We start from the raw sequence: 22,551 nt of genomic DNA on the forward strand, positions 1-22,551 counted from the left end.
GGCCCTCGTCAACTTATGTTGACGATCAGTTGAGCGTCAACTAATGTTGACGCATGGAGGTGGATCGGATGAAAACGCTGGTGGCATCGATGGACGGGAAAGGCCCCGCTGAAGCGCTGTACGCAGTGGCTGAACTGCAGAAGGAAGTGGGGCGCACGGAAGCCTCCCTGGTCCGCAAGGCCCGGCAGGCTGGCCTGTCCTGGGAGGCGATTGCCCTGTGCCTTGGGGTCAGCAAACAGGCCGTCCACCGTAAATACGGTAAGCAGTAGCAGGTTTCAGCGGCCATCGGTCAGCGGTCAGCCTGGAAACACGTCAGCGGGCAATGGAGATCAGTGCGCTCTATGAGACCCTCGGAAGGCGCCTCGTCCGCGGCAGGCACACCACCCGCGCAGCCGCTCGCGGCCTCTAAGACTTGGTGCGGTTAGTTACCCTGTGGGTAGTTGTCCACATAGGGCGCGGTGCCACTGTTTCGCTGAGTTGCTGCGATGGAGAGTTGCTCCATGAGCAGGCACCAGTTATCGCCGTCCCCTTCCGATCAGCCCTCGTCCCACCTGTCCCGGGCCCGGCCGTCCCCTGCGCGAGGAGCCGGGTCCAACATGGCTGCCTCCGGTGCGCCGGGTTCAAGGCAGCCCGGGGAGGCGTGGCTGCCGGATTCTGCTGCGGCCGAGGTGCTGCTGGTGACGGGCTACGACTTTTTGCAGGGCGAGGTGGAACAGATTGTGGCTGCGGCCGGGGGCCAGTTGCGGGTGGTGGCCGACGTCGCGGATGCGGCCAGGTACTGGGATGCCGCGGCCGCTGTGCTGGTGGGAAGCGATGTCCGGGAGTTGCCGCCACGGCGCCGTGCACCCGCGGTGCTGGTGGGCCTGAATGGTGAGGGGGATAGTCTTTGGCATCTCGCCGCGGCACTCGGGGCAGAGCGGGTGGCCGTGCTTCCGGACGCCGCGGCATGGCTGGCCGAGTACTTGAGCAGGTCGCGCTCGCCGGAGGCCGGGGGTCTGGTCCTGGGGATCACCGGGGGCTGCGGCGGGGCCGGCGCCACCACCGCCGCGATTTGGATCGCCCAAGCTGCAGCCGGGCTGGGAGTCCGTGTATTGCTGGTTGACGGGGATCCCTGGGGCGGCGGTTTGGAACTGGCCCTGGCGGCCGAGGAGACGCCCGGGCTGCGCTGGCCTGACCTTGCCGGCGCGAGCGGCAGCATCGATCCGGAGCAGCTCGCTGATTCCCTGCCGATCGTCGGAGGGTTTTCTTTCCTGTCCTGGCCTGGCAGCCGGGATCGGACAGCGCCGGTGGACGCCACCACCGCCGGCGGGGTCCTGGATGCTGCCCGGCGAGGCTATGAACTGGTGGTGGTGGACATTGGCCGCGGTGCCGAGCCGGTGCAATTGTTCGCTTGGGACTGCGATCGGCTCCTCGTGGTGGTGCCGGCACAGCTGAAGGCCGCGGTGGCAACTGCCCGGCTGCTTCATGAGCTTCCGCCGGTTGAGGCGGCTCTGCTGGTGCGGGGCAAGGCCGGAGCGGCCCTGGACGGCGGCCTGATTGCCGACGCCGTGGGGCTGCCCGTCCAGGGCCGGGTTCCGGAGCTGCGCGGTGTCACCGCAGCCGGTGAGAACGGGCGGCTCCTTGACTTGGGCAAACGGCGCAGCGTCCGGCACTTCGCCGCGTCGGTGCTTGATTTGTTGGACGGCGAAATCCCTGTCGGAGATGTGCCGTGAGTGCGGGGCCGCGCGTCCGGTTGCAGCCTGCCCCGCCGCAGCCTGTTCCGCTCCAGCCTGTCCCGCCGCAGGCTGTCCCGCCGCAGCCGGGAAAGCTCGCCGCAACGCGTCGCCGCCAGGCGCGGGTGCTGGACCCGCGAGGCGTTGACTCGGCTCTGCTGGAAACGGTCCGCGAATCAGTCATGGCAGACTCCGGGCCCGTCACCGCCTCCCGCGTTGCTGCGGCAGTGCAGGCCACGGGGCGGCTGCTGGGGACTGCCGGCTCGCTTGCCGCCGTCGAACGGATCAGCGCGGAACTGAACGGTCTCGGACCCCTCCAGGAGCTGACCCGGGATGTCCAGGTCACTGATATTTTTGTGAACGCCCCGGACTCGGTCTGGATCGACCGGGGGAGGGGCATTGAACCCGCGGGGGTCTCGTTTGCCGGAGAGGCTCAGGTGAGGGCCCTTGCCTCCCGGCTCGTGGCGGCCGGCGGAAGGCGGCTGGACGATGGTTCTCCGTGTGTAGATGTCAGGCTCGACGGCGGCTACCGCGTCCATGCCATTCTGCCGCCGATTTCAACGGCGGGCACCCTGCTGAGCGTCAGGATCCGGCGCGAGCAGGTCTTCACCATGGACGAGCTCCGGTCCGGCGGGATGTTCGGCAGCGTGGTGCACGAGGTTTTGGAACGTATGGTCCAGCACCGGCTGAGCTTCCTCATCAGCGGATCCACGGGCTCGGGGAAGACCACACTGCTCTCCACCCTGCTGGGGCTGTGTTCACCGGCGGAGCGGCTGGTCCTGATAGAGGACGCCTCTGAACTGAACCCCGTCCATCCACACATTGTTTCGCTTGAGTCCCGGCACGGAAACCTGGAAGGCGGCGGCGAGGTGGATCTGGGCGAACTCGTCCGGCAAGCACTCCGGATGCGCCCGGACCGGCTGGTGGTGGGGGAATGCCGGGGTGCCGAGGTTCGGGAACTCCTGACGGCCATGAATACCGGCCACACCGGCGGAGGAGGGACCATCCACGCGAACGCTGCCACTGCCGTCCCCGCACGGTTGACCGCTCTCGGCGCCCTCGCAGGCCTGGGCCAGGACGCGGTCCGGCTGCAGGCGGCCAGTGCCCTCGACGTGGTGGTCCATGTGGAGCGGTCCCGCCAGGGGCGCCGGGTAGCCTGCGTGGGACTGGTGCAGGACGGCCCCGGCGGACTCGCCGTGGTGCCGGCGCTGGAGGACAGCGGCGGCCGAACCTCCGTCGGTCCCGCCTGGGAGTCGCTGAGTGAGCGGCTGGGGCTTTCTTCGGAACTCGGTGCTGCGGCGTGACGCTGTTTCTGGCTGGGGTCCTCATGCTGGCCGTCATCCTGCAGTTGAGACCACCGGGCGGCCCGGCGGGCCGCTTTCGTCGGGCCGCCGGACCGGCAGGGCAGGGCCGGGCCGCCATCGGCGGGGGTTCGCCGGGTGATGCCGGGGTGCGCCGTGCCGGGCCGCGATTCAGCCCCGACGCATGGCGCAAGGCACGTCGCGCTGGAAAAGGGCAGGGGCAACTTTCCCTGACGCTGGTGGTGCAGCAACTGGCCGCGTTGTTGAAGGGCGGGCGCACTCCGTCGCGGCTGTGGGACGAATTATGGCTGGTCCACCACGGCCGCCCGGAAGCAGGTCCACGTCGGCCCGAGGGCCTTGCCGGGCAGCCAAATCCAACGAAGATGTCAGGCACCGGACGGAATGGCCCGCGCCTTAGCGCAGGTTCCCTGACGATGCTGGGTGCCGTCAGGGCGGCTGCATTCCGGGGCCTGCCGGCGTCCGAAGCGATAAGGCGGGCCGCTCCGGCGGCGTTTCCGCGTGCTGTCGACAGGGAAGCGCGGATCTGGCTTGAGCTGGCCGCGTGCTTTGACATTGCAGAAGCCAGCGGCTGTCCGCTGGCTGACGTCCTGGCGCGGTTTGCGGCCCAACTGGAGGTAGAGGATGACGCCGACGCGGCCAGACAGACAGCACTGGCCGGGCCAAAGGCCACCGTGAGTCTCCTGACGTGGCTCCCGGTGATGGGGTTGGGCCTGGGAATGGCTCTGGGCGTGGATCCGCTGGCGATGCTGTTCGGGACGCCACTGGGAATGGCGGCGTTCGCGGCAGGAGTTGCCCTGACCATGGCGGGGAGAATCTGGTCCGCCCATCTCGTACACGCCGCCGCAGGAGCCGCGCCATGACGGCCCCAGTTGTGCCCGGAGCGGCACTGGCCATTGTCCTGATCTTCGTCTCCTATCTGGCCTTCTCGCAGCCACGCCGCGTACGGCTGCGGCTGCTGGGGTTGAGCAACCAGCCGGGCAACCAGCCGGGGCGCCCGGGCGCGGTCGACGCCCCAGTCCGGGGTAGCGGCGAGGACTCTGTTGACGGGCTGCGCGACACCGCCATGATGCTCGAGCTTGTGGCTGCGATGCTGGACGCCGGGTCAGGGATTGGCCGTTCCCTGGAACTTGTGGCGGCTTCCGCGTCCAAGGACTACTGCAAGGCGTTGCGCCCCGTGGTCGCAGCACTGGCCATCGGTGCCGACTGGGAGACGGCCTGGCGCAGTTCCGAAGTCCGGCTTCCCGAGATCCTGGAGCTGCGTGACGCCCTCGGGTTCGCGGCGCTGACCGGCGCTCCGTCGTCGGCCATTCTTTATGCCCAGGCCGCCCGGTTACGGCGGGAGAGGTTCCGCGCTGCCGAGAAGCGGGCTGCCTCCCTGGGCGTGAAGCTGGTCATTCCGCTGGGCCTCTGCTCGCTGCCAGCCTTCATCTGCCTGGGCGTGGTCCCGGTTCTCCTGGCACTGGTGCCCTCCGGATCCTGAGTTCCTGTCCTTTCCTCCACAGCCGTGGAAAAGGCCACCTTTTCCACTTGGGAAAGGTTCGCCCTTACCGCCCCGCCGGAGGCCCGGAAGAGTCGAAGCAGCCGGCAACTCGGCCGGAGCGCAGAAGGGAAACCATAACAATGACCATCACCCAATACAGCCTTTCATCCGCCCCAGAACCGGAGCTCAGCATGGAAGTTGCCGGTACCGCAGCATGGGACTCCGCAGCACCGGCAGATGCACGATGGGACGCGTGTACCTGCCAACGACAGGAGGCCCCGGAGCCCACCGGCAACGTTGTGCAGCTTTACCCCGTTGTTCGTGAGGCGAAGGAGCGCCGGCAATGGCTCAACGCTTCGGAGGCCGGAATGGCTACTGCCGAATACGCCATCGCCACCCTGGCCGCGGTGGGCTTCGCCGGGCTCCTCGTCTTCATTCTCCGCAGTGACGAAGTACGGGGATTCCTGCTGAACCTCATCCGCACGGCGCTGGCCTTGCCATGAGTGCGGCGCCGGCAGCGTTGCACCCGGACAGAAAGCAGCACCGCCGTGGGTCTGAGAACGCCCGCGGTGCCGTGACGGCTGAGTTCGCAGTGGCACTGCCGGCCGTCCTGCTGCTGCTCGCTCTGCTCCTGTCCGGGGCCGCTGCCGGCGTAACCCAGCTCAGGCTCGAGGAGGCAGCGCACGCCGGCGCCAGGGCACTGGCACGCGGCGAGGACCCGGCCGCTGTCGAGGTCGTCGTCAGGACGATGGCGGGAGCGTCGGCCGCGGCGTCCGTGACGGCCGACGGCGAGTGGCTGAGCGTCACCGTTACTGACAGGGTTGGCGGGCCCATGGGGGCCACGGTGCCGTGGACCCTGACCGCGCGGGCAACGGCACGCAGTGAATCGCCGGCAGCCTCGGGCACGGCCCTCCCTGGCCTGCCCTTCCACCAGGTGTGGCCGGCCCGTGCTTCGCTACACCAGGTGTGGCCGGCCCATGTTCGGCCAGCCTTGCTGCCCAACGTGGTGCCACCAGGACCGCTGGCAGCACTACAGGCAATCGCGTGAGGGGCGTCCGGATCCGGGACCACCCCGAGCGTGGATCGGGAACGGTCCTGGCGGCGGGGCTGGCTTTGGTGATCATCATGGCCATGACTTTGATGCTCCTCTTGGCGCAGTCAGCGGTGATGGCGAGCAGGGCAGCCGCAGCGGCGGACCTTGGTGCACTCGCCGGCGCGGACGCCCTGCGCGGCCTCACCTCGGGGGATCCCTGTGCCGTGGCCGCGGCGGTGGCTTCACGGCACGATGCCGTTCTCACGAGCTGCGCGGAAGGGGCAGGGCTGACAGTGGAGGTCCGGACCATGCTCAACGCACGGAGCATGCTGGGTGCCGCCAGCGGTCATGCGCGGGCCGGGCCGCCGCCCTGAGCCGCAGCCGGGTTGAGGTCGCGTTCCGGATGCGCTGATGGTTCCAGGTCCCGGGGAGGGGCTTCGCTCGCGTCCTTGAGGAGAACATCGATCAGTGTGATGGCCGCAGCCTTGTCCAGGGGATTGTTCTTGTTCCCGCATTTGGGGGACTGGACGCAGGACGGGCAGCCGGACTCACACTCGCAGGCCTTGATGGCGTCCCGCGTGGCGGAGAGCCAGACCTTCGCCTTGTCGAAACCGCGTTCGGCGAAGCCCGCTCCGCCGGGGTGCCCGTCGTACACAAAGATGGTGGGCACCCCGGTGTCGGCGTGGATGGCCGTGGACACGCCGCCGATGTCCCAGCGGTCACTGGAAGCGACCAAGGGCAGCAGTCCGATCGCCGCGTGCTCGGCGGCGTGCAGGGCTCCGGGAAACTGGGCCTCGATCAGCCCCGCACCGGTCAGCGAACGGTTCTCCACCACAAACCAGACGGCCTTGGTGAACAGGTCCCTGGCGCCCAGCTCCAGGGGTTCCTCACCCAGGATTTCGTTGGAGATCAAGGCTTTCCGCTGGAAGGAGACCACCTGGGTTGTTACCTTGACGTCGCCGAAGTGCACGGAAACATCACCCCACTGCGCGGTCCGCTGGGTTTCGAGGACTTCGATCTGGGTGACGTCCCGGGCGGTGGTGTAATAGTCGGGATTGGCGCGGCGGACCACTACGCAGTGGTCGTCCTCGTTCAGGTCCTCCACCACGTAGCTGTCGCCCTGATGCACGTAGACCGCCCCTGTGTGGGCCTGGTAGTGCGTCTGGGGCGAGTCCATGGTCCCCAGCAGGGAGCCCGTGTCCGCGTCCACGATGCTCACCGGTCCGCCGCCGTCGGCCCGAAGGTTCACCATGGCGGCAGCGCTCTGGGAGTGGGTCCAGAACCAGCCTGCAGGCCGGCGGCGCAGGTAGCCCTGGGCAACAAGCTGCCCCAGCAGTTTTTCGGACGTGCTGCCGAAGAGACCCAGTTCGGCCACGCCAAGCGGAAGCTCTGCGGCGGCGGCGCAAAGATGCGGCCCCAAAACATAAGGGTTGGAGGGATCAAACACAGTCGCTTCCACCGAGACGTCGAAAATCGCCTCGGGATGGTTCACCAGGTAGGTGTCCAGGGGGTCATCGCTGGCAACGAACGCAGCAATGGCATCCTGGCCCGCGCGGCCGGCCCGCCCGATCTGCTGGAACAGCGACGCCCGGGTTCCGGGCCACCCGGCCACCAGCACGGCGTCCAGCCCCGAAATGTCGATCCCCAGTTCCAAGGCGGAGGTGCTGGAGACGCCCAGGAGCTCACCGGAGCGGAGGGCTTTCTCCAAAGCGCGCCGTTCCTCCGGCAGGTAGCCGGAGCGGTAAGCGGCCACGCGTTGCGGGAGGCTTGGGTCCACCTCGTCCAGGAGCCGCTTGGTGATCGAAGAGATGGTCTCCGCGCCGCGCCGGGACTTGATGAAGGCGATGGTCCGGATCCTGGAGGAGACCAGGTTCGCCAGCAGGTCAGCGGTCTCGGCGACCGCCGTGCGGCGCTCTTTGGCCCCGTTTTCGCCCTTCAGCTCCGTCAGCGCGGGCTCCCAGAACGCCACCGTGGTGGAACCATGCGGGGAGCAGTCCTCGGCAACAGCCCGGACCGGCGCCCCGATCAGCCGCCCGAACGACACACCCGGCTCCGAGGCCGTGGCGGAAGCAGCGATGAACACCGGGCCGGGGTGGGAGGTGCCGGCACCGTAGTAGGCGCAGATGCGGCGCAGCCGGCGCATCAGGTTTGCCACGTGTGAACCGAACACGCCGCGGTAGCTGTGGGCCTCATCCACAATCACGTACCGCAGGCGGCGGAAGAAGCTGGCCCACCAGGCGTGATTTGGGAGGATTCCGAAGTGCAGCATGTCCGGATTCGCCAGGATGAAGTTGGCGTGGTCCCGGATCCAGCGGCGGGACGCGGGGTCGGTGTCGCCGTCGTACGTCTCGGCTCTCACGGTGGGCAGTTTCAAGGAACGGATGGCGGCGAGCTGGTCGGCGGCTAGCGCCTTCGTGGGGGAGAGGTAGAGCGTGACGGCGCCGTCGTCGTGGATTTTCCCGGGCTCGGACACCACCCGCAGCTCGGAGCGGTGAATCGCGTCCAGCGCCGGCAGCTGGTAGGCGAGGGATTTTCCGGAGGCAGTGCCGGTGGCAATCACCACGTGCTCACCGTTGTGGGCGAGGTCGGCGGCCTGGATCTGGTGCCGGTACGGCTCGTGGATGCCCAGGGAACCGTAGGCGGCCACCAGGTCGGGGTGGGCCCAATCCGGCCACGGCTCGTGGACGGCCTGGCGTGCGGGGATGGTGTGGACATGACGGAGCTGCTCCGGGTCCGGGCCGCGGCCCAGCAACGGGATCAGCGAGTCATGGGGGTTCACCCCAACATTCTTTCACCCGCGGAAAAATCAGCCTCCGGAGAGGTCGCCATCCTCGTCCGAGGTGGACAGCATCAGCACACGGCACACGGTGGACCAGCCCAGGTGCGAATACAGTTTCTGGCCATCCAGCGAAGCCAGCAGCAGGCCGTTTTCCACATCCGGCCCGATGGCCTGCGCGGCGAGGGCCTTCATGATGAAACTGCCCAGTCCGCGGCGCTGGAACGCGGGCTGGACCACAATCTTGTCGAACACCGCCGTCCCGTCCACCACAAATACCCTGCCGCTGGCCGCTACGTCATCACCGGAGCGGACAACGGCGTGGTGGATGCCGTCGAGTTCGGACATGACCAGGTTCAAATCGTCATCCGAGAGCCAGGGATCTTCGGTGTCCTGGGTTTCCATATCCACGATCATCATGGCCTGCGACGCGGAGGTGATGTTCAGCCCGTGTTTCTCGGCCAGCTGTGTATACCGGAGAACATCGTTGGTCAGTACGGTCAGAATCCGCGTCGGAGCTTCTGTGGTCTTGGCCACCAAAGCCGCGAACTCGTCGTCGGAGGGGTCGTGGGAGAAGTATTCCCATTCCCCGGTGGTGTCGGCCCGCAGTGCAGCGGGGAAGCGGCCTTCAGTTGATGTCTGGTACCCGCGGCAACCGGCCCAACCGGTTACCCAGACTTCAAGAAGGTTTGTGATGTCTTCAACCAAGGCGTCCGGACTCATGTGATGAGGGTATTCCAGCCCCGTCGCAAGTAACAGGGGTTCCGTACCCGGAAGTGACTTACTTATGCAATCGTGACCACTGTCGTGCGGCCGAATCCGCCCTGAACAGGAGAGACGCCGCCCTGGCAGCCCGGCGCTGCCAGGAGTAAGAGGCGGGCGGGCCCGTTGAGGCCAAAGCCAGTACCCTTAAATACGTGGCTTTGAACAGAATTGTGCTCTTTTACGGCTTTACCCCCATCGCTGATCCGGACGCGGTGCGGCTCTGGCAGCGTGCCCTGTGCGAGAAACTGGGGCTGACCGGCCGCATCCTGATCTCCAGGGACGGCATCAACGCCACGGTGGGCGGCGAGATCGGCGCGGTCAAGCAATACGTCAAGACCACGCGGGAATACAAGGGTTTCCACGGCATCGACGTGAAGTGGTCCGACGGCGGCGCGGAGGACTTCCCGCGGCTGAGCGTCAAAGTCAGGGACGAGATCGTCTCCTTCGGCGCTCCCGGCGAGCTCAAGGTCGATGCGAACGGCGTCGTGGGCGGCGGCACCCACCTCAAGCCCGAGGAACTGCATGAACTGGTGGACGCCAGCAAGCAGGCGGGGGAGGACGTGGTGTTCTTTGACGGGCGCAACGCCTTCGAAGCGCAGATCGGGAAGTTCAAGGACGCGATCGTCCCCGACGTAGCCACCACGCACGACTTCATCAAGGAACTCGATTCCGGCAAGTACGACGCCCTCAAGGACAAGCCCGTGGTCACGTATTGCACCGGCGGCATCCGCTGCGAGGTGCTTTCCAGCCTGATGGTGAACCGCGGCTTCAAGCAGGTCTACCAGCTCGACGGCGGCATTGTCCGCTACGGCGAAACGTTCAAGGACCAGGGCCTGTGGGAAGGTTCGCTTTACGTCTTCGACAAACGCATGCACCTGGAATTCAGCGAGGACGCGAAAACCATCGGCGAATGTGTCCGCTGCGCCGCGCCCACCAGCAAGTTCGAGAACTGCTCCAACCTCAGCTGCCGTACCCTCACGCTGTACTGCGCCGAGTGCGCTGCCAGCCCGGAGACGCTGCGCTGCCCGGAAGGCTGCGCTGCCTGAGCGCTGCCCCCCCGAGGGTCGTCCGCCGGATGGCGCACGGCAGGGCTCAGAGCAGGAGCAGCCGGTACGCGTAGTTGGCCTCCGACTTCGCTTCCACGCGGAAAGTCAGGGCCGTTTCCTTGGACAGACGGATCACGTTCTGCAGCCTTGGTCCGCAGCGCAGATCCACGTCCACCATGGTGACGCTGTCGCCGCTGACCTGGAAAGTGACGGGCTCCGGACCCCGGCATGCGAGCGCCAGGATGTACGTTCCCACCGGCAGGGCCGCCCTGATCTCGGTGCTGACCTCCCCCGCACGCAGGAGGCCGTAGGCCCGGTGTGCCACCTGCAGACCGTCGCCCAGCTGGGACTCCTGCAGCCAGGCTTCCATGTCCGCTTCGCCGACGGGATCCCGCTGCCAGGGATCGTAGGGCGTGGAAGACACCATGACAGGCGGGCCTCCGGAAGCACCTTCGCCCAGGGCAGGCCGCCAGCCGTCGTTGTAGCTGTATTCGCACCCCGCCAAGGCAGCTCCGGCCAGCAGGAAGGCCGCCGTTGAGAGTACGACGGCGGCCCTCGGCCTGGAGCGCAAGGAGACTTTCCGGGGATGGCCAGGACCCGGCAAGACAGCCGCTTGACGGCGCAGTGGCGCTCCCCTTATTGCCGGCATAGGCCGAGTCTAAGGCTGCCCGGACCGGCCGGACCGGGAAGAGGCTCCCCTACTTAACCTGGGACGGCCAAAGGCGGTGCCCGGTCTCCGGGATCAGCCGGCGGCCCCGGTTTCGCCGGGCGGCGGCGGCCCGGCGAACCGGACGGCGCCGCCCACCAAACCTACGTTTCCGAGGGGTTCAAGCCCGGCCGAAACCTGGCCGGGCGCAAGGTCAACCACGGCGTCGTACGGCGTGCCGCAGACAATCCGCTGCGAGAGGAGCAGCGCTCCGTGCTGGCGGACCGTCAGGATGGCACCGGGCCCGTCCGTGCAGGCGGCACGCAGAGCGTACGTGCCGGCGTCCGGCAACTGGCCCGAGGTGTTAATGCCCTGACCGCCCCGCATTCCGCCGGTAGCCCCGAGGGAAACGACGCCACCGGGGGGACCCATGAGGGACTCCACTTCCGCTATCAGTTCCGCCTGGCGGGCGGCTTCCTCCGCGCTGATGGTTCCGGCGGCGGAGTCGGGGGCAGGCCGCAGGGCAGGGGTGCTCCCACCAGGCTGCGGTCCTGCCTCCGCGTACTCACACCCGCCCAGCAACGCCGCTGCCAGTAACATTCCGCCAGCCACCGCAAGGCGTCTGGGGTCCACGGCTACTACCCGGCCTGCACGAGCTGGTAGGCGTAAAGCGTCGGTGCGTCCACGCTGGAGACGCTGAGGTCCAGTGTTCCGGCTTTAGCCAAGGTGATTTTCGTGGCTTCCCGGGTTCCGTAGCAGGCCGCGCCGAGGTCCACGAGCTCCTGGCCCGCGGACCGCACGGCGAGAAAGGCCTTGCCGCCGCCGTCGCAAACCAGGGTCAACGTGTAGGTGCCGGCGGGCAGGTTTTCCGTGTGGTCCACCGGGCGGGCATTGAGGATTCTGCCGGAGTCCTCAGCCACGATGCCACCGGTGGAAGGCAGCGCCGTCGCTTTCCATGCCGGCACATCGGCGTTCTCCACGGAGAGCTGCTGGGCGCAGCCGGAGATGCCCAGAACGACGGCGGCCGCGGCCACGGCGGTCAGGGCGCGCGGCATGGAGGTGGGAAAGAGAGCCATGCTTCAAACTTACCGGGACCCTTGGCGTTCTCATGCCGCGGTCCCTTGACCTTGACGTTACGTCAACATTTATTGTTGAAATATCAGCCGGTCACATCCCAGCCAGACCTACAACCACACTCCAGAAAGAACTTAGGCAGGAGGACAATGGATTGGCCCATCCAGGAGATCGCCCGAATCGCCGGCACCACCAGCAGGACGCTGCGGCACTACGACGACATTGGCCTGCTTAAGCCCAGCCGCACCGGCCACAACGGCTACCGCTACTACAACCAGGCGGCGTTGGTGCAACTCCAGCGCATCCTGCTCCTGCGCGGGCTCGGGCTGGGCCTGCCGGTCATCTCCCAGGTGCTCGACGACGAAACGGACGCCGTGAAGGCCCTCACGGGCCATCTCGGATGGCTCGAACAGGAACAGGACAGGCTGGCGCGGCAAATCGCATCAGTCACACAAACCATCAACACAGTTAAAGGAGGCGGCGAAATCATGGCGGAAGACATGTTCAACGGTTTCGACCACACGCAGTACAAGGACGAGGTGGAGGAACGCTGGGGCAAGGACGCCTATGCCAAGGGGGACTCGTGGTGGCGCGGTATGAGCGCCGATGAGAAGGCGGCTTGGAAGCAGCGCTCGCAGCAACTCGGTGAGGACTGGATCGCTGCCGCCACATCCGGCATCACTCCGGACAGTGCGGAAGCGCAGGCACTCGCGAAGCGTCACGTCGAATGGCTGACCGGCATCCCCGGCACGCCGGCGTCGGACGCCCATGGCGGCGAAGGAGATGGCGGCGCGGGCAGGGGTGACGTTAGGGGGTACGTCACCGGCCTCGGCGAGATGTACGTCGCGGATCCCAGGTTCGCCAAAAACTACGGCGGCAAGGACGGGGCCGGCTTCGTCCGGGATGCCCTGAAGATCTACGCCGAGAAGAACCTGTAGCCCGCCACACGGAGCGCAGCAAGCGCAGGACAGCCCGCCAATAGACTTGGGCGGTGACTGATTCCACCCTCTTCCTGGCCGGCAACACCCCCGACGCCCCGCGCAGCGACCTTCCAGAATTCCTGAGGGCGCTCGCCGCGGACATGCGGGCGGTGGACTACACGCTCGACGGCGTGGCCCGCCTGCTGGGCCAGTCAGCCTACAACGCGCTGAACCGGGACCAGATTATCCCTGCGCTGCTGGCCACCGAAAGTGCCGCCCAGGGTGCGCCTGCGACGGCGGCGCTTGCCGCCGTCGTGCGCCTCTGGCTCCTGGCGGAACCGCAGACGCGGGCAACGCTCGACGCCGCCCTGCCGGGGATCCGTGCGGACGGACTGGTGGAGCTGGGGCTGCTGGAGCCCGTGCCCGGCGCCGGGCCGTCAGGCGCCGACCTGTCCCGCACTGAACTGATGCAGGCCAAGGCGGACCTGCGGCCCTATGGCTGGGATGCCAACGACGATGGCAGCGGCGGCGCCGAGCTCTGGGTGGCCAGCGACCTCGCCGCCCACCAGCAGGCTGGAATGCTGCGGCATGACCATGTGCTGGGGATCGGACAGGCGTCCACCACATTGGTGCAGACCACCGTCCGGCGGCATGTGGCCAAGGCGCTGGACCTGGGGACGGGCTGCGGAATCCAGTCCTTCCACCTGCTGCACCACGCCGAGCATGTCACGGCCACGGACATCTCGGAGCGGGCGCTGGCCTTCGCCCGGTTCAACCTGCTCCTCAACGCGGCGGCGCTGCACCTGGATCCTGAGCGTCTTGAGGACCGGGTGAGCCTGCGGCGGGGCTCGCTGCTGGACCCCGTGGCCGGTGAGGAATTCGAACTGGTGGTGTCCAACCCGCCGTTTGTCATCACGCCGCGGACGTCCGGGGAAGAGGCATCCGGCCAGTTCACCTACCGCGACGGCGGCCTGCCCGGGGACGAAATCGTGTCATCGCTGGTCCGGGCACTGCCGTCCGTCCTTGCCCCGGCCGGAACAGCCCAGTTATTGGGCAACTGGGAGATCCCGGCGGGCGCGGCCTGGGCCGAACGGCCGCAAAGCTGGGCCAGTCCGGACGTGGACGCCTGGTTTATCCAGCGTGAACAGGTCAGCCCGGAGCAGTATGCCGAAACGTGGCTGCAGGACGCCTCTGAATCCCGCGACCGGCAGCACTACCGCGACGCCTACGCCGCCTACCTCGCGGACTTCGCCTCCCGGAACGTGGTGGGGATCGGCTTCGGGATGATCTGGCTTCGGCGGCCTGCCGCCGGACGCAACCTCGCCGGGTCCGCCGCCCCCGGACCCGACACGGCAGGATCCGACACGGCAGGATCCGACGCCGCACGCATCAGCCGGTTCGAGGAAATCACGTACCCCATCGAACAGCCAGTGGGTCCCCACCTGGGTGCCGCCGTCGAGCGTGCGGACTGGCTCGCCTCGAACAATCTGGTGGAGGCGCACCTGCTCGTAGCGGACGACGTCACCGAGGAACGCCACCAGCGCCCCGGCGCAGAGCACCCGGGTGTGATCCTGCTCCGGCAGGGTGCCGGGCTGCGGCGGACCAACCTGCTCAGCACCGAGTTGGCCGGCTTCGTTTCCGCGTGCGACGGCGACCTCTCCGTTGGGCAGATCATCGGCGCCCTGGCGGCGCTGCTGGGCGGGAGCCTGGCCGGGGAAGACGGGTTCGACGACGACGCATTCCGCGCCGGGCTCCTCACCGAAGTGGGGAATCTGGTCCGCGATGGTTTCCTGCTTCCGGCCCGCTGACGCGGCACCCGGGAGGCCGTGGAGGAGGGGAAATCAGTGCCCCGAAACCGCACTGCACACCTGGGCGTTTTCCACATAAATGCGCATCCTCGGCCAAAATATGGTGAACTAGGCGAATATGGGCTCATCTGCCCGAGCAACCTTTTTCTGTAGGAGCACCGTGCCAAGCAAGGCCAAAACCGGTAAAAAACTTGTGATCGTGGAGTCCCCGGCCAAGAGTAAGACCATCGCCAAATACCTCGGCGAGGGCTTCATCGTGGAGGCCTCCATCGGGCACATCCGGGACCTGCCGCAGCCGTCCGAGCTCCCCGCGGAACTGAAGAAAACGTCCGTGGGCAAGTTCGCCGTCGACATCGAAAACGACTTTAAGCCCTATTACGTGGTCTCCGCGGACAAGCGGAAAAAGGTCACCGAACTGAAGGCTGCGCTCAAGGATGCAGACGCCCTCTATCTCGCAACCGATGGGGACCGCGAGGGCGAGGCCATCGCGTGGCACCTGCTGGAAGTGCTCAAGCCCAAGGTCCCGGTATACCGGATGACGTTCGGCGAAATCACCAAGGAAGCCATCCACCGCGCCATGGACAACCTGCGCGATGTTGATACGGCTCTGGTCGACGCGCAGGAAACCCGCCGGGTCCTGGACCGCCTCTACGGCTACGAGATTTCCCCGGTGCTTTGGCGCAAGGTGGCCCGGGGCCTGTCCGCCGGCCGTGTGCAGTCAGTGGTCACCCGGATGGTGGTGGACCGCGAACGCGAACGCATGGCCTTCAAAGCCGCTTCCTACTGGGACCTGACGGGCCAGTTCGGCGCGGGCTCCGCCTCCTTCAAAGCGAAACTGGCCGCCGTTGACGGTGCCAAGGTGGCCAGCGGCCGCGACTTCAACGACGCCGGCGAGCTCACCGCCCGCAATTCCGTTCACCTGAACGAGGAACTGGCCACGTCCCTGGCTGCCGGCCTCCAGGATGCGGACTTCCGCGTCCGGTCAGTGGACACCAAACCGTACACCCGCCGTCCCGCGGCGCCGTTCACCACCTCCACGCTGCAGCAGGAGGCCGGCCGCAAGCTGCGTTTCTCCTCCAAGAGCACCATGCAGATCGCCCAGCGCCTGTATGAAAACGGCTACATCACCTATATGCGTACCGACTCCTCGGCCCTGAGTGACGAAGCCGTCACGGCCGCCCGCCGCCAGGCCTCCGAGCTCTACGGCCCGGAGTACATCCCCGCCTCACCGCGCGTCTACTCCAACAAAGCCGCCAACGCGCAGGAAGCCCACGAGGCCGTCCGCCCCGCCGGCGACTCGTTCCGCACCCCGGCCCAGGTGGCCAAACTGCTTTCCGGTGACGAGTTCCGCCTGTACGAGCTGATCTGGAAGCGTACCGTCGCATCCCAGATGGGCGACGCCAAGGGCTCCACGGCCACCATCCGCCTCGGCGCGGTTGCTGCAGACGGCCGGGATGCTGAATTCTCCGCCTCCGGCACCGTCATCACTTTCCCCGGCTTCCTGGCCGCCTACGAGGAAGGCAAGGACGAGAGCCGCGGCGACGACGACTCCGACGAGGCCCGCAGGCTGCCGAACGTGGCCAAGGACGACGCCCTCACGGCGTCGGACGTTGTGGCTGTGGGCCACGAGACATCACCCCCGCCGCGCTTCACCGAAGCGTCGCTGACCGCCGAGTTGGAAAAGAAGGGCATCGGCCGCCCGTCGACCTATGCCTCCACCATCTCCACCATCCAGGACCGCGGCTACGTCCGGAAGCAGGGCTCCGCGCTGGTGCCGAGCTGGATCGCGTTCTCGGTGATCCGCCTGCTCGAGCAGCACTTCACGGATTACGTGGACTACGAGTTCACCGCTGACATGGAAGGCGACCTGGACAAGATCGCCAACGGCCAGGCCGTGGGGTCCGCGTGGCTGCGCCATTTCTACTTCGGCGAGGAGTCCGACCCCGGCCTGCTCAGCATCGTGAACAATCTGGGCGAGATCGATGCCCGGGAAATCAACTCCATTCCCATCACGGATGAGATCACGCTGCGGGTGGGCAAGTTCGGCCCCTACCTGGAAAGCTCAGTTGCCACGGTTGATCCGAAAACCGGCGAAATCGTTGAGAACTCGCGCGCCAACGTGCCTGAGGAACTGGCTCCGGACGAGCTCACCGCTGCCAAGGCCATCGAACTGATGGAAACGGCTGCCCCGGAAGAACGCGTCCTGGGTGCGGATCCGCACACCGGCCACACCGTGGTTGCGAAGAACGGCCGCTACGGCGCCTACGTCACCGAAGTCATCCCGGAGATGACCGAGGAACAGATCGCCAACCAGCCTGTTGAGTACTACAAGAACGGCAAGCCCAAGCCGCCGAAGAAGCCCGTCAAGGCCAAGCCTCGCACCGGGTCGCTGTTCGCATCGATGACCGTTGATTCCGTCACCCTGGACGAGGCGCTCCAGCTGATGAGCCTGCCCCGCGCACTCGGGGAGGACGCCGAAGGCAACCTCATCACGGTGCAGAACGGCCGCTTTGGCCCGTACCTGAAGAAGGGCACCGACTCGCGCTCGATCGGCACGGAAGAGGAAATCTTCACCATCACGCTGGAGCAGGCCTTGGAGATCTACTCCCAGCCGAAGCAGCGCGGCGCCCGTGCCGCGGTGCCGCCGCTGGCCGAGTTCGGTCCGGACCCAGTCTCGGAGAAGAACATCGTGGTGAAGGAAGGCCGCTTCGGCCCGTACATCACCGACGGCATCACCAACATCACCGTGCCGCGTGCCACCTCGCTGGAGGAACTGACCCGCGAACAGGCAATCGAGCTCCTGGCCGAGAAGCGGGCCAAGGGCCCGGTCAAGCGCACCACAACGGCCCGCAAGGCCCCAGCAAAAAAGAAGGCCCCGGCCAAAAAGTAACTCCGGACAGGGATGGCAGAAATCCTCGGCGTGCTCGCTCGTTCCTCGCTTAGACGCACGCTGCCGGATTCCTCCCATCCCTGTCTGTGTGTCATCCTCGGAATTGCGGTGCCGGGCTCAACGTGGTCGAGTAGATACATGACTGAACAGCCCGGCACAGCCGACCCCACGCCGCTGAACGACCTCGAAGAGAAGCTCGCCCTGGGCGGACAGCCTGAGGGCAGCCCGGTGGACGTCATCCTGTCGTTCCTCAACAGCGAGGTCTACGTCATCAGCACTGACGGCATCGAAGGCGAGGATTCCCAGGTGGAGCCGCTGGTCCTGGCCAATGCTGACGGCGACCCGGTCCTGGCGGTGTTCTCCCACCCCAGCCGGGTGGACCAGCAATACCTGGAGGCGGCCCCCAACGTCCTGGGGACGCAGGGCGCAGCCATCATCGCCAACATCGGCGAGGAACTGGGCATGGTGATCAACCCCGGAGCCGCCTACGGCTTCGAGATCAACCCGGAGGGCGTCGCCAACATCAAGCGCGATTTCAAGCGCGCCGACGAGCTTCCCGACGGCTCACCCGAAAACCCGTCCGCCAACTGACATTTTGGACCGGTTGTGAGTGAAGGCCCGGCCGGGGGAATAATGGCAGGATGCGGCTAGGCGTCCTCGATATCGGGTCCAACACTGTCCATCTTCTCCTGGTGGATGCTCACCCTGGCGCGCGCCCGGTACCCTTCGCCTCCCACAAGCGGCCGCTGTCCCTGGTGCAGTACTTGGACGGTGACGGCAACATCACCGATGCCGGGCAGCACGAGCTGACTGAGTTCGTCCTCGAAGCCTGGGAGTTTGCCGCCCGGCACAAGGCCGATGACCTGCTGGCCTTTTGTACATCGGCCATCCGTGAAGCCACCAACGGCGCAGCGGTACTGGCGCGGGTCAAACACGAAACCACGGTGACACTGCAGGAACTGACGGGGAGCGAAGAAGCGTCCATGACCTTCTTTGCCGTGCGCCGCTGGTACGGCTGGGGAGCCGGACCGGTCCTGAACCTGGACATCGGGGGCGGCTCCTTCGAAATGGCGTTCGGCCAGGATGAGCTGCCTGAAGTTGCCACCTCCGTCCCCCTCGGAGCGAGCCGCCTTACCCGGGACTGGCTGGCTGAGGATCCGCCGTCGGCCAAAAGCGTCAAGGAGCTCCGACGTTACATCAGGAGTACGCTCGCCCCGGCGGTGAGCAGGTTCGAGGGTCTGGGCCGGGCCAACCTGGTGGCGGGGACCTCCAAGACTTTCCGTTCGCTTGCGCGGATAGCCGGGGCGGCCCCGAGCGCCGCCGGCCCCTACGTGAAGCGGGAGCTCAACGGGACGGATCTGGGGGTCTGGGCCCAGCGCATTTCCGCCATGAAGGTCGAGGACAGGCTCTTCCTGCCCGGGGTGTCAGATGCCCGCGCCCATCAATTGCTCGCCGGGGCACTCGTGGCTGAGGCGGCGCTGGAGATGTTCAAGTTCAAGAAAATGAGGATCTGCCCCTGGGCACTGCGCGAGGGACTCATCCTGCGGCGCCTGGACCAGCTGGTGTTTGCGGGCCCGCTGGATCCGGCACCACACGTGCGTGTGCCCGTCCCTGCGGAGCTGCGGGCGGCTCCTGCGCCCGAGGCCGCGCTCCCCAGCGCCGGCTGACCCGCTAAGGCAGCGCCCTTACTGAGGGGGTCCCACGCGTTAACGCGAAAGCGCCGGGGTCCGCAGCAGGAAAATGGGGGAAACCTGCTGCAGACCACCGACGCCTCGGGCAAGCATCCCCATGCTTGCCGCATCACTCGCACCCTCAATGAGGTAATAACTACGATAGGGCGGCAACTTGTGAGCAAGCTGCAGCCAACATGGGAATCCGCTGGGAGTCGAAATAGGCGAGTTCCCACCGGGGCCGATTAGTTCATTTCTGCACCCGTCCGGCCGAACTGCAATGATGGGTCCATGAGCAACCGAATCGCCTTCCTGGGCTGTGGATCCATGAACGAAGCCATCCTTGCCGGCCTCCTTGAGGCCGGCACCGACCCCGCCGACGTCGTGGCCACTGTCAGGCGAACAGAACGCGCTGCGGAACTGGCCGAACGCCACCACGGCATTACGGCCATCGCCGGTGACGAGGAGCCGGACAACAACAAGCAGGCAGCCAAGGGATCCGGCGTCGTGATTCTTGGCGTAAAGCCTGTCGGCATCGCGGACCTGGCGCGTGAAATCAGTGGCTCACTGTCGCCGAAGACCATCGTTGTCAGTGTGGCCGCCGCCGTGTCGCTGGCGCAGCTTGAAGCGGCGCTGCCGGCCGGCCAGCCGGTGATCCGGACGATGCCGAACACACCCGCCAAGCTGGGACGCGGTGTCGTCTCGGTATCGCCGGGGACCCACTGCTCGCCCGAGCAGCTGCAGCAGGCGAAGGACATCTTCAAGGCCGCCGGCACCGTGGTGGAGGTGCCCGAGGAGCAGGTGGACGCTGTGTCGGCCATCAGCGGCTCGGGCCCGGCTTACGCGTTCTACCTCGCCGAGGCCATGGCGGCCGCCGGCGTCGAGCTGGGCCTGGACCATGATCTGGCGCTCCTCCTGGCCAGGGAGACCGTGGCGGGGGCGGGCTTTATGCTTGCCGAGCCGGGCGCGGACCCGTCAGCGCTCCGCATCAGCGTAAGCAGCCCGAACGGCACCACCGAACGCGCCATCGCAACATTCGAGGAACGGGGCCTGCCGGCCATCATCGCTGCCGGCGCCCGTGCCGCAGCCGACCGTGCCGCGGAGATCTCCCGGCAGCTCGGCTAATCCCCACCCGCTCCCTAACCTCGCAAGTCCCCACCGGCTCCCGGCCTTCGCAAGCTCAGTCCGGGGCCCTCGCCGGGTGTGGGCCAACCCGTAGTTAGTTAGTTAGTTAGTTAGGGCCGGGCGGCGAACCGTTCCAGCAGGTCCACGTGCCCGGAGACAATCAGCATGTCGCGGGCTGACACTTTGGTTTCGGGGCGGGCGTAGGTGAAGTCCTCGCCGGGGGACTTCACACCCACGATCGTCACCCCGTACTTGGACCGCACCTGGGACTCATCGAGGGTGAAGCCCACCGTTTCGCGGGGCGGGTACATTTTCACAATCGCGAAGTCGTCGTCGAACTCGATGAAGTCCAGCATGCGGCCGGAGACCAGGTGTGCGGCCCGGACACCGGCGTCGGCCTCGGGGTAGATCACGTGGTTGGCGCCGATGCGGGTGAGGATCTTGCCGTGTGAGGGGGTGATGGCCTTGACCCAGAGGTGCTCGATGCCGAGGTCCACGAGATTGACGGTGATCAGCACCGAGGACTCTATGGACGTTCCCACGCCCACCACCGCCGAGCTGAACTCCTGCGCGCCGAGCTGGCGCAGCGCTTCGATGTTCGTTGCGTCCGCTTCCACCACATGGGTCAGGAGCGGCGCCCACTTCTGCACCAGCGTCCGGTCGCGTTCTATCGCCAGGACTTCCCGGCCCTGTTTCACGAGTTGCTCGGCCGTGGACGAGCCGAAGCGGCCCAAGCCGATCACCAGCACCGGCGCGTTGTGGGCGGGGCGGTTGGGGACGCCTGAGGAATTAGCCAATGATGGGCCTCTCTTCCGGGTAGTGGTAAAGCTGGCTGCGCTGGCGCAGGGCCAGCCCGGCCGCAAGGGTAACAGTGCCAACACGGCCCGCGAACATCAGAGCGGTCAGAACGTAGACGCCCGCCGGCGGCAGCTCGGCACTGAGGTTGGTGCTCAGTCCCACGGTGGCAAAGGCTGAGATGGTTTCAAACAGCACACGGTCCAGGGAGGCGCCGCTGATATGCAGAAGCAGGAACGCGGAAACCGAGACCAGGGTGGCCCCGGCCACGATGACGGAGATGGCCACCCGCATGGCGCCCTGCGGGATGGTGCGGCCGTACACCTTGACGTCGGCGTCGCCGCGGGCCTCGGCAACGATGGCCAGGAACATCACCGCGATGGTGGTCACCTTGATGCCGCCCGCCGTGGAGGCTGAGCCGCCGCCGGCGAACATGAGGGCATCCGTGAGCAGCATGGTGGTGGATTCCATGTGGTTTTGTTCCACCAGGTTGAAGCCCCCGGACCTGGTCATGACGGAGGCGAACAGTGAGTGCGTGATCTTGTCGCCCAGGTCCATGGGCCCGATGGTCCGCACGTTGTCCCATTCCATCAGGCCCCACAGCACGGTTCCGGCGGCCAGCAGGATGAAGGACACCTGGATGGTCAGCTTGGTGTGCAGGTTCCACTTCTTCCAGTTGAGCCCGTTCTGCTGCAGCACCATCACTACGGGGAAGCCCAGGCTGCCGAGGAAGACGCCCAGCATCAGCGGGATCAGGATCCACAGGTCGGTCTCGTACGGGACGATGCCGTCCGAATGGGGAGTGAAACCGGCGTTGTTGAAGGACGAAATCGAGTAGAAGACCCCGTGCCATACCGACTGCCAGAAAGGCTCGCCAAGGATCATAAAACGCGGGATCAGTGCCAGCGCCAGCGTCCCCTCAATCACCACCGAGGTGGCGATGACGATCCGCAGGAGTGTACCCACCTCGCCAAGGCGCCCTGCGTTGTTCATGGCTTCCTGGGCGATCAGTTTGCCGCGAACGCCGAGTTTCTTGCTCACCATCAGCGCCAGCAGCGAAGCGAGCGTCAAAGTTCCCAAGCCGCCCACGAAGATGCCCACCAGGATGACCAGTTGCCCAAAGAAGGACCAGTGCACCGCCGTCGAAACGACTGTCAGTCCAGTGACGCACACGGCCGAAACCGCGGTAAACAGCGCCTCGTGGATTGGCGTGGCCGTCCCGGACGCGGACGAGACAGGCAGCGAGAGGAGGAAGGTAAACACCAGGCAGACCACGGCGAACGCGCTCAGCGCCAGCCGGGCCGGCGACGTATTGGCGATGTCGTCAATAAAGTCGCGCACGCGGGTGAAAATCCAGAGGCCTTCGCGCTCCGGGTCGGCTGGGTGCCAGCTGGCCGGGTTCCGGGGCCTCGACTGGCGATCCGTCATGGGTGGCTTTTCCTTGGTAGAAACTGTTTCCTTCAGTAGTAAACCACTAATGACTCCGTAA

The 22,551-nt window shown here is 66.7% G+C and carries 22 protein-coding genes; 15 read left to right on the top strand and 7 right to left on the bottom strand.

Annotated elements, in window-relative coordinates:
* Window positions 1–53: 53 nt before the first annotated feature.
* The 8 genes from IAQ70_RS17730 (at window position 54) to IAQ70_RS17765 (ending at window position 5,921) form a co-directional block, all read left to right on the top strand.
* Window positions 54–269: an AsnC family protein gene (locus IAQ70_RS17730; RefSeq protein WP_190990663.1), complete on the top strand. Its 216-nt coding sequence runs from the start codon at window positions 54–56 to the stop codon at window positions 267–269.
* 327 nt (window positions 270–596) lie between these two features.
* On the top strand, window positions 597–1,712 hold the full coding sequence (gene ssd, locus IAQ70_RS17735) for a septum site-determining protein Ssd (RefSeq protein ID WP_190990665.1): 1,116 nt from the start codon (window positions 597–599) through the stop codon (window positions 1,710–1,712).
* A 125-nt stretch (window positions 1,713–1,837) separates the two neighbouring features.
* Window positions 1,838–3,016, top strand: a complete 1,179-nt coding sequence (locus IAQ70_RS17740) for a TadA family conjugal transfer-associated ATPase (protein ID WP_317983703.1) — start codon at window positions 1,838–1,840, stop codon at window positions 3,014–3,016.
* Entirely contained in the window at window positions 3,013–3,894 is an 882-nt protein-coding gene (locus tag IAQ70_RS17745; RefSeq protein ID WP_190990667.1) for a type II secretion system F family protein, read from the top strand. The genes IAQ70_RS17740 and IAQ70_RS17745 overlap by 4 nt, the downstream gene beginning before the upstream one ends.
* Window positions 3,891–4,514, top strand: coding sequence for a type II secretion system F family protein (locus IAQ70_RS17750; protein WP_190990669.1), 624 nt, complete (start codon window positions 3,891–3,893; stop codon window positions 4,512–4,514). Before IAQ70_RS17745 ends, IAQ70_RS17750 begins: the two co-directional genes overlap by 4 nt.
* Before the next feature lie 140 nt (window positions 4,515–4,654).
* Window positions 4,655–5,017: a DUF4244 domain-containing protein gene (locus IAQ70_RS22835; RefSeq protein WP_223860279.1), complete on the top strand. Its 363-nt coding sequence runs from the start codon at window positions 4,655–4,657 to the stop codon at window positions 5,015–5,017.
* A 71-nt stretch (window positions 5,018–5,088) separates the two neighbouring features.
* On the top strand, window positions 5,089–5,562 hold the full coding sequence (locus tag IAQ70_RS17760) for a TadE family type IV pilus minor pilin (protein WP_317983700.1): 474 nt from the start codon (window positions 5,089–5,091) through the stop codon (window positions 5,560–5,562).
* A complete protein-coding gene (locus IAQ70_RS17765; RefSeq protein ID WP_190990673.1) occupies window positions 5,559–5,921 on the top strand; it encodes an Rv3654c family TadE-like protein in 363 nt (120 codons plus the stop codon). Before IAQ70_RS17760 ends, IAQ70_RS17765 begins: the two co-directional genes overlap by 4 nt.
* On the opposite strand, the gene IAQ70_RS17770 is transcribed toward IAQ70_RS17765, so the two are convergent.
* Entirely contained in the window at window positions 5,894–8,326 is a 2,433-nt protein-coding gene (locus IAQ70_RS17770; protein ID WP_317983701.1) for a DEAD/DEAH box helicase, read from the bottom strand. The genes IAQ70_RS17765 and IAQ70_RS17770 overlap by 28 nt on opposite strands.
* A gap of 27 nt (window positions 8,327–8,353) precedes the next feature.
* On the bottom strand, window positions 8,354–9,046 hold the full coding sequence (locus IAQ70_RS17775) for a GNAT family N-acetyltransferase (protein ID WP_190990675.1): 693 nt from the start codon (window positions 9,044–9,046) through the stop codon (window positions 8,354–8,356).
* Between the two features lie 194 nt (window positions 9,047–9,240).
* Here IAQ70_RS17775 and trhO point away from each other — a divergent pair, with 194 nt between their 5' ends.
* Window positions 9,241–10,134, top strand: a complete 894-nt coding sequence (gene trhO, locus IAQ70_RS17780) for an oxygen-dependent tRNA uridine(34) hydroxylase TrhO (protein WP_190990677.1) — start codon at window positions 9,241–9,243, stop codon at window positions 10,132–10,134.
* A 46-nt stretch (window positions 10,135–10,180) separates the two neighbouring features.
* Here trhO and IAQ70_RS17785 read toward each other — a convergent pair whose 3' ends face one another.
* From IAQ70_RS17785 to IAQ70_RS17795, 3 genes are all read right to left on the bottom strand, one after another.
* Window positions 10,181–10,705 (bottom strand): hypothetical protein, encoded by a 525-nt coding sequence (locus tag IAQ70_RS17785; protein WP_190990679.1) that lies wholly within the window; start codon window positions 10,703–10,705, stop codon window positions 10,181–10,183.
* Window positions 10,706–10,876: 171 nt separating this feature from the next.
* Window positions 10,877–11,380 carry a hypothetical protein gene (locus tag IAQ70_RS17790; RefSeq protein ID WP_190990681.1) on the bottom strand — a complete coding sequence of 168 codons (504 nt, stop codon included), beginning with the start codon at window positions 11,378–11,380 and terminating at the stop codon, window positions 10,877–10,879.
* Window positions 11,381–11,418: 38 nt separating this feature from the next.
* Window positions 11,419–11,856: a hypothetical protein gene (locus IAQ70_RS17795; RefSeq protein ID WP_190990683.1), complete on the bottom strand. Its 438-nt coding sequence runs from the start codon at window positions 11,854–11,856 to the stop codon at window positions 11,419–11,421.
* A 147-nt stretch (window positions 11,857–12,003) separates the two neighbouring features.
* Between IAQ70_RS17795 and IAQ70_RS17800 the strand changes: the two genes are divergently transcribed.
* From IAQ70_RS17800 to proC, 6 genes are all read left to right on the top strand, one after another.
* On the top strand, window positions 12,004–12,792 hold the full coding sequence (locus tag IAQ70_RS17800) for a MerR family transcriptional regulator (protein WP_190990685.1): 789 nt from the start codon (window positions 12,004–12,006) through the stop codon (window positions 12,790–12,792).
* A gap of 53 nt (window positions 12,793–12,845) precedes the next feature.
* A complete protein-coding gene (locus IAQ70_RS17805) occupies window positions 12,846–14,582 on the top strand; it encodes a DUF7059 domain-containing protein (RefSeq protein WP_190990687.1) in 1,737 nt (578 codons plus the stop codon).
* A 160-nt stretch (window positions 14,583–14,742) separates the two neighbouring features.
* Window positions 14,743–17,472 carry a type I DNA topoisomerase gene (gene topA, locus IAQ70_RS17810; protein ID WP_190990688.1) on the top strand — a complete coding sequence of 910 codons (2,730 nt, stop codon included), beginning with the start codon at window positions 14,743–14,745 and terminating at the stop codon, window positions 17,470–17,472.
* Window positions 17,473–17,610: 138 nt separating this feature from the next.
* The gene (locus IAQ70_RS17815) at window positions 17,611–18,063 is read left to right on the top strand and encodes an SseB family protein (RefSeq protein ID WP_190990690.1); all 453 of its coding nucleotides are present in this window, start codon (window positions 17,611–17,613) and stop codon (window positions 18,061–18,063) included.
* Window positions 18,064–18,113: 50 nt separating this feature from the next.
* Complete coding sequence (locus IAQ70_RS17820; protein ID WP_190990691.1) at window positions 18,114–19,139, top strand: Ppx/GppA phosphatase family protein; 1,026 nt, start codon at window positions 18,114–18,116, stop codon at window positions 19,137–19,139.
* Between the two features lie 294 nt (window positions 19,140–19,433).
* Window positions 19,434–20,267 (top strand): pyrroline-5-carboxylate reductase, encoded by an 834-nt coding sequence (proC, locus tag IAQ70_RS17825; RefSeq protein ID WP_190990692.1) that lies wholly within the window; start codon window positions 19,434–19,436, stop codon window positions 20,265–20,267.
* Between the two features lie 110 nt (window positions 20,268–20,377).
* On the opposite strand, the gene IAQ70_RS17830 is transcribed toward proC, so the two are convergent.
* The gene (locus IAQ70_RS17830; RefSeq protein WP_190990742.1) at window positions 20,378–21,016 is read right to left on the bottom strand and encodes a potassium channel family protein; all 639 of its coding nucleotides are present in this window, start codon (window positions 21,014–21,016) and stop codon (window positions 20,378–20,380) included.
* 40 nt (window positions 21,017–21,056) lie between these two features.
* Entirely contained in the window at window positions 21,057–22,490 is a 1,434-nt protein-coding gene (locus IAQ70_RS17835) for a TrkH family potassium uptake protein (protein WP_190990693.1), read from the bottom strand.
* Between the last annotated feature and the right edge of the window lie 61 nt (window positions 22,491–22,551).

It is taken from the genome of Pseudarthrobacter sulfonivorans, assembly GCF_014712225.1.
Taxonomy (GTDB): Bacteria; Actinomycetota; Actinomycetes; order Actinomycetales; family Micrococcaceae; genus Arthrobacter; species Arthrobacter sulfonivorans.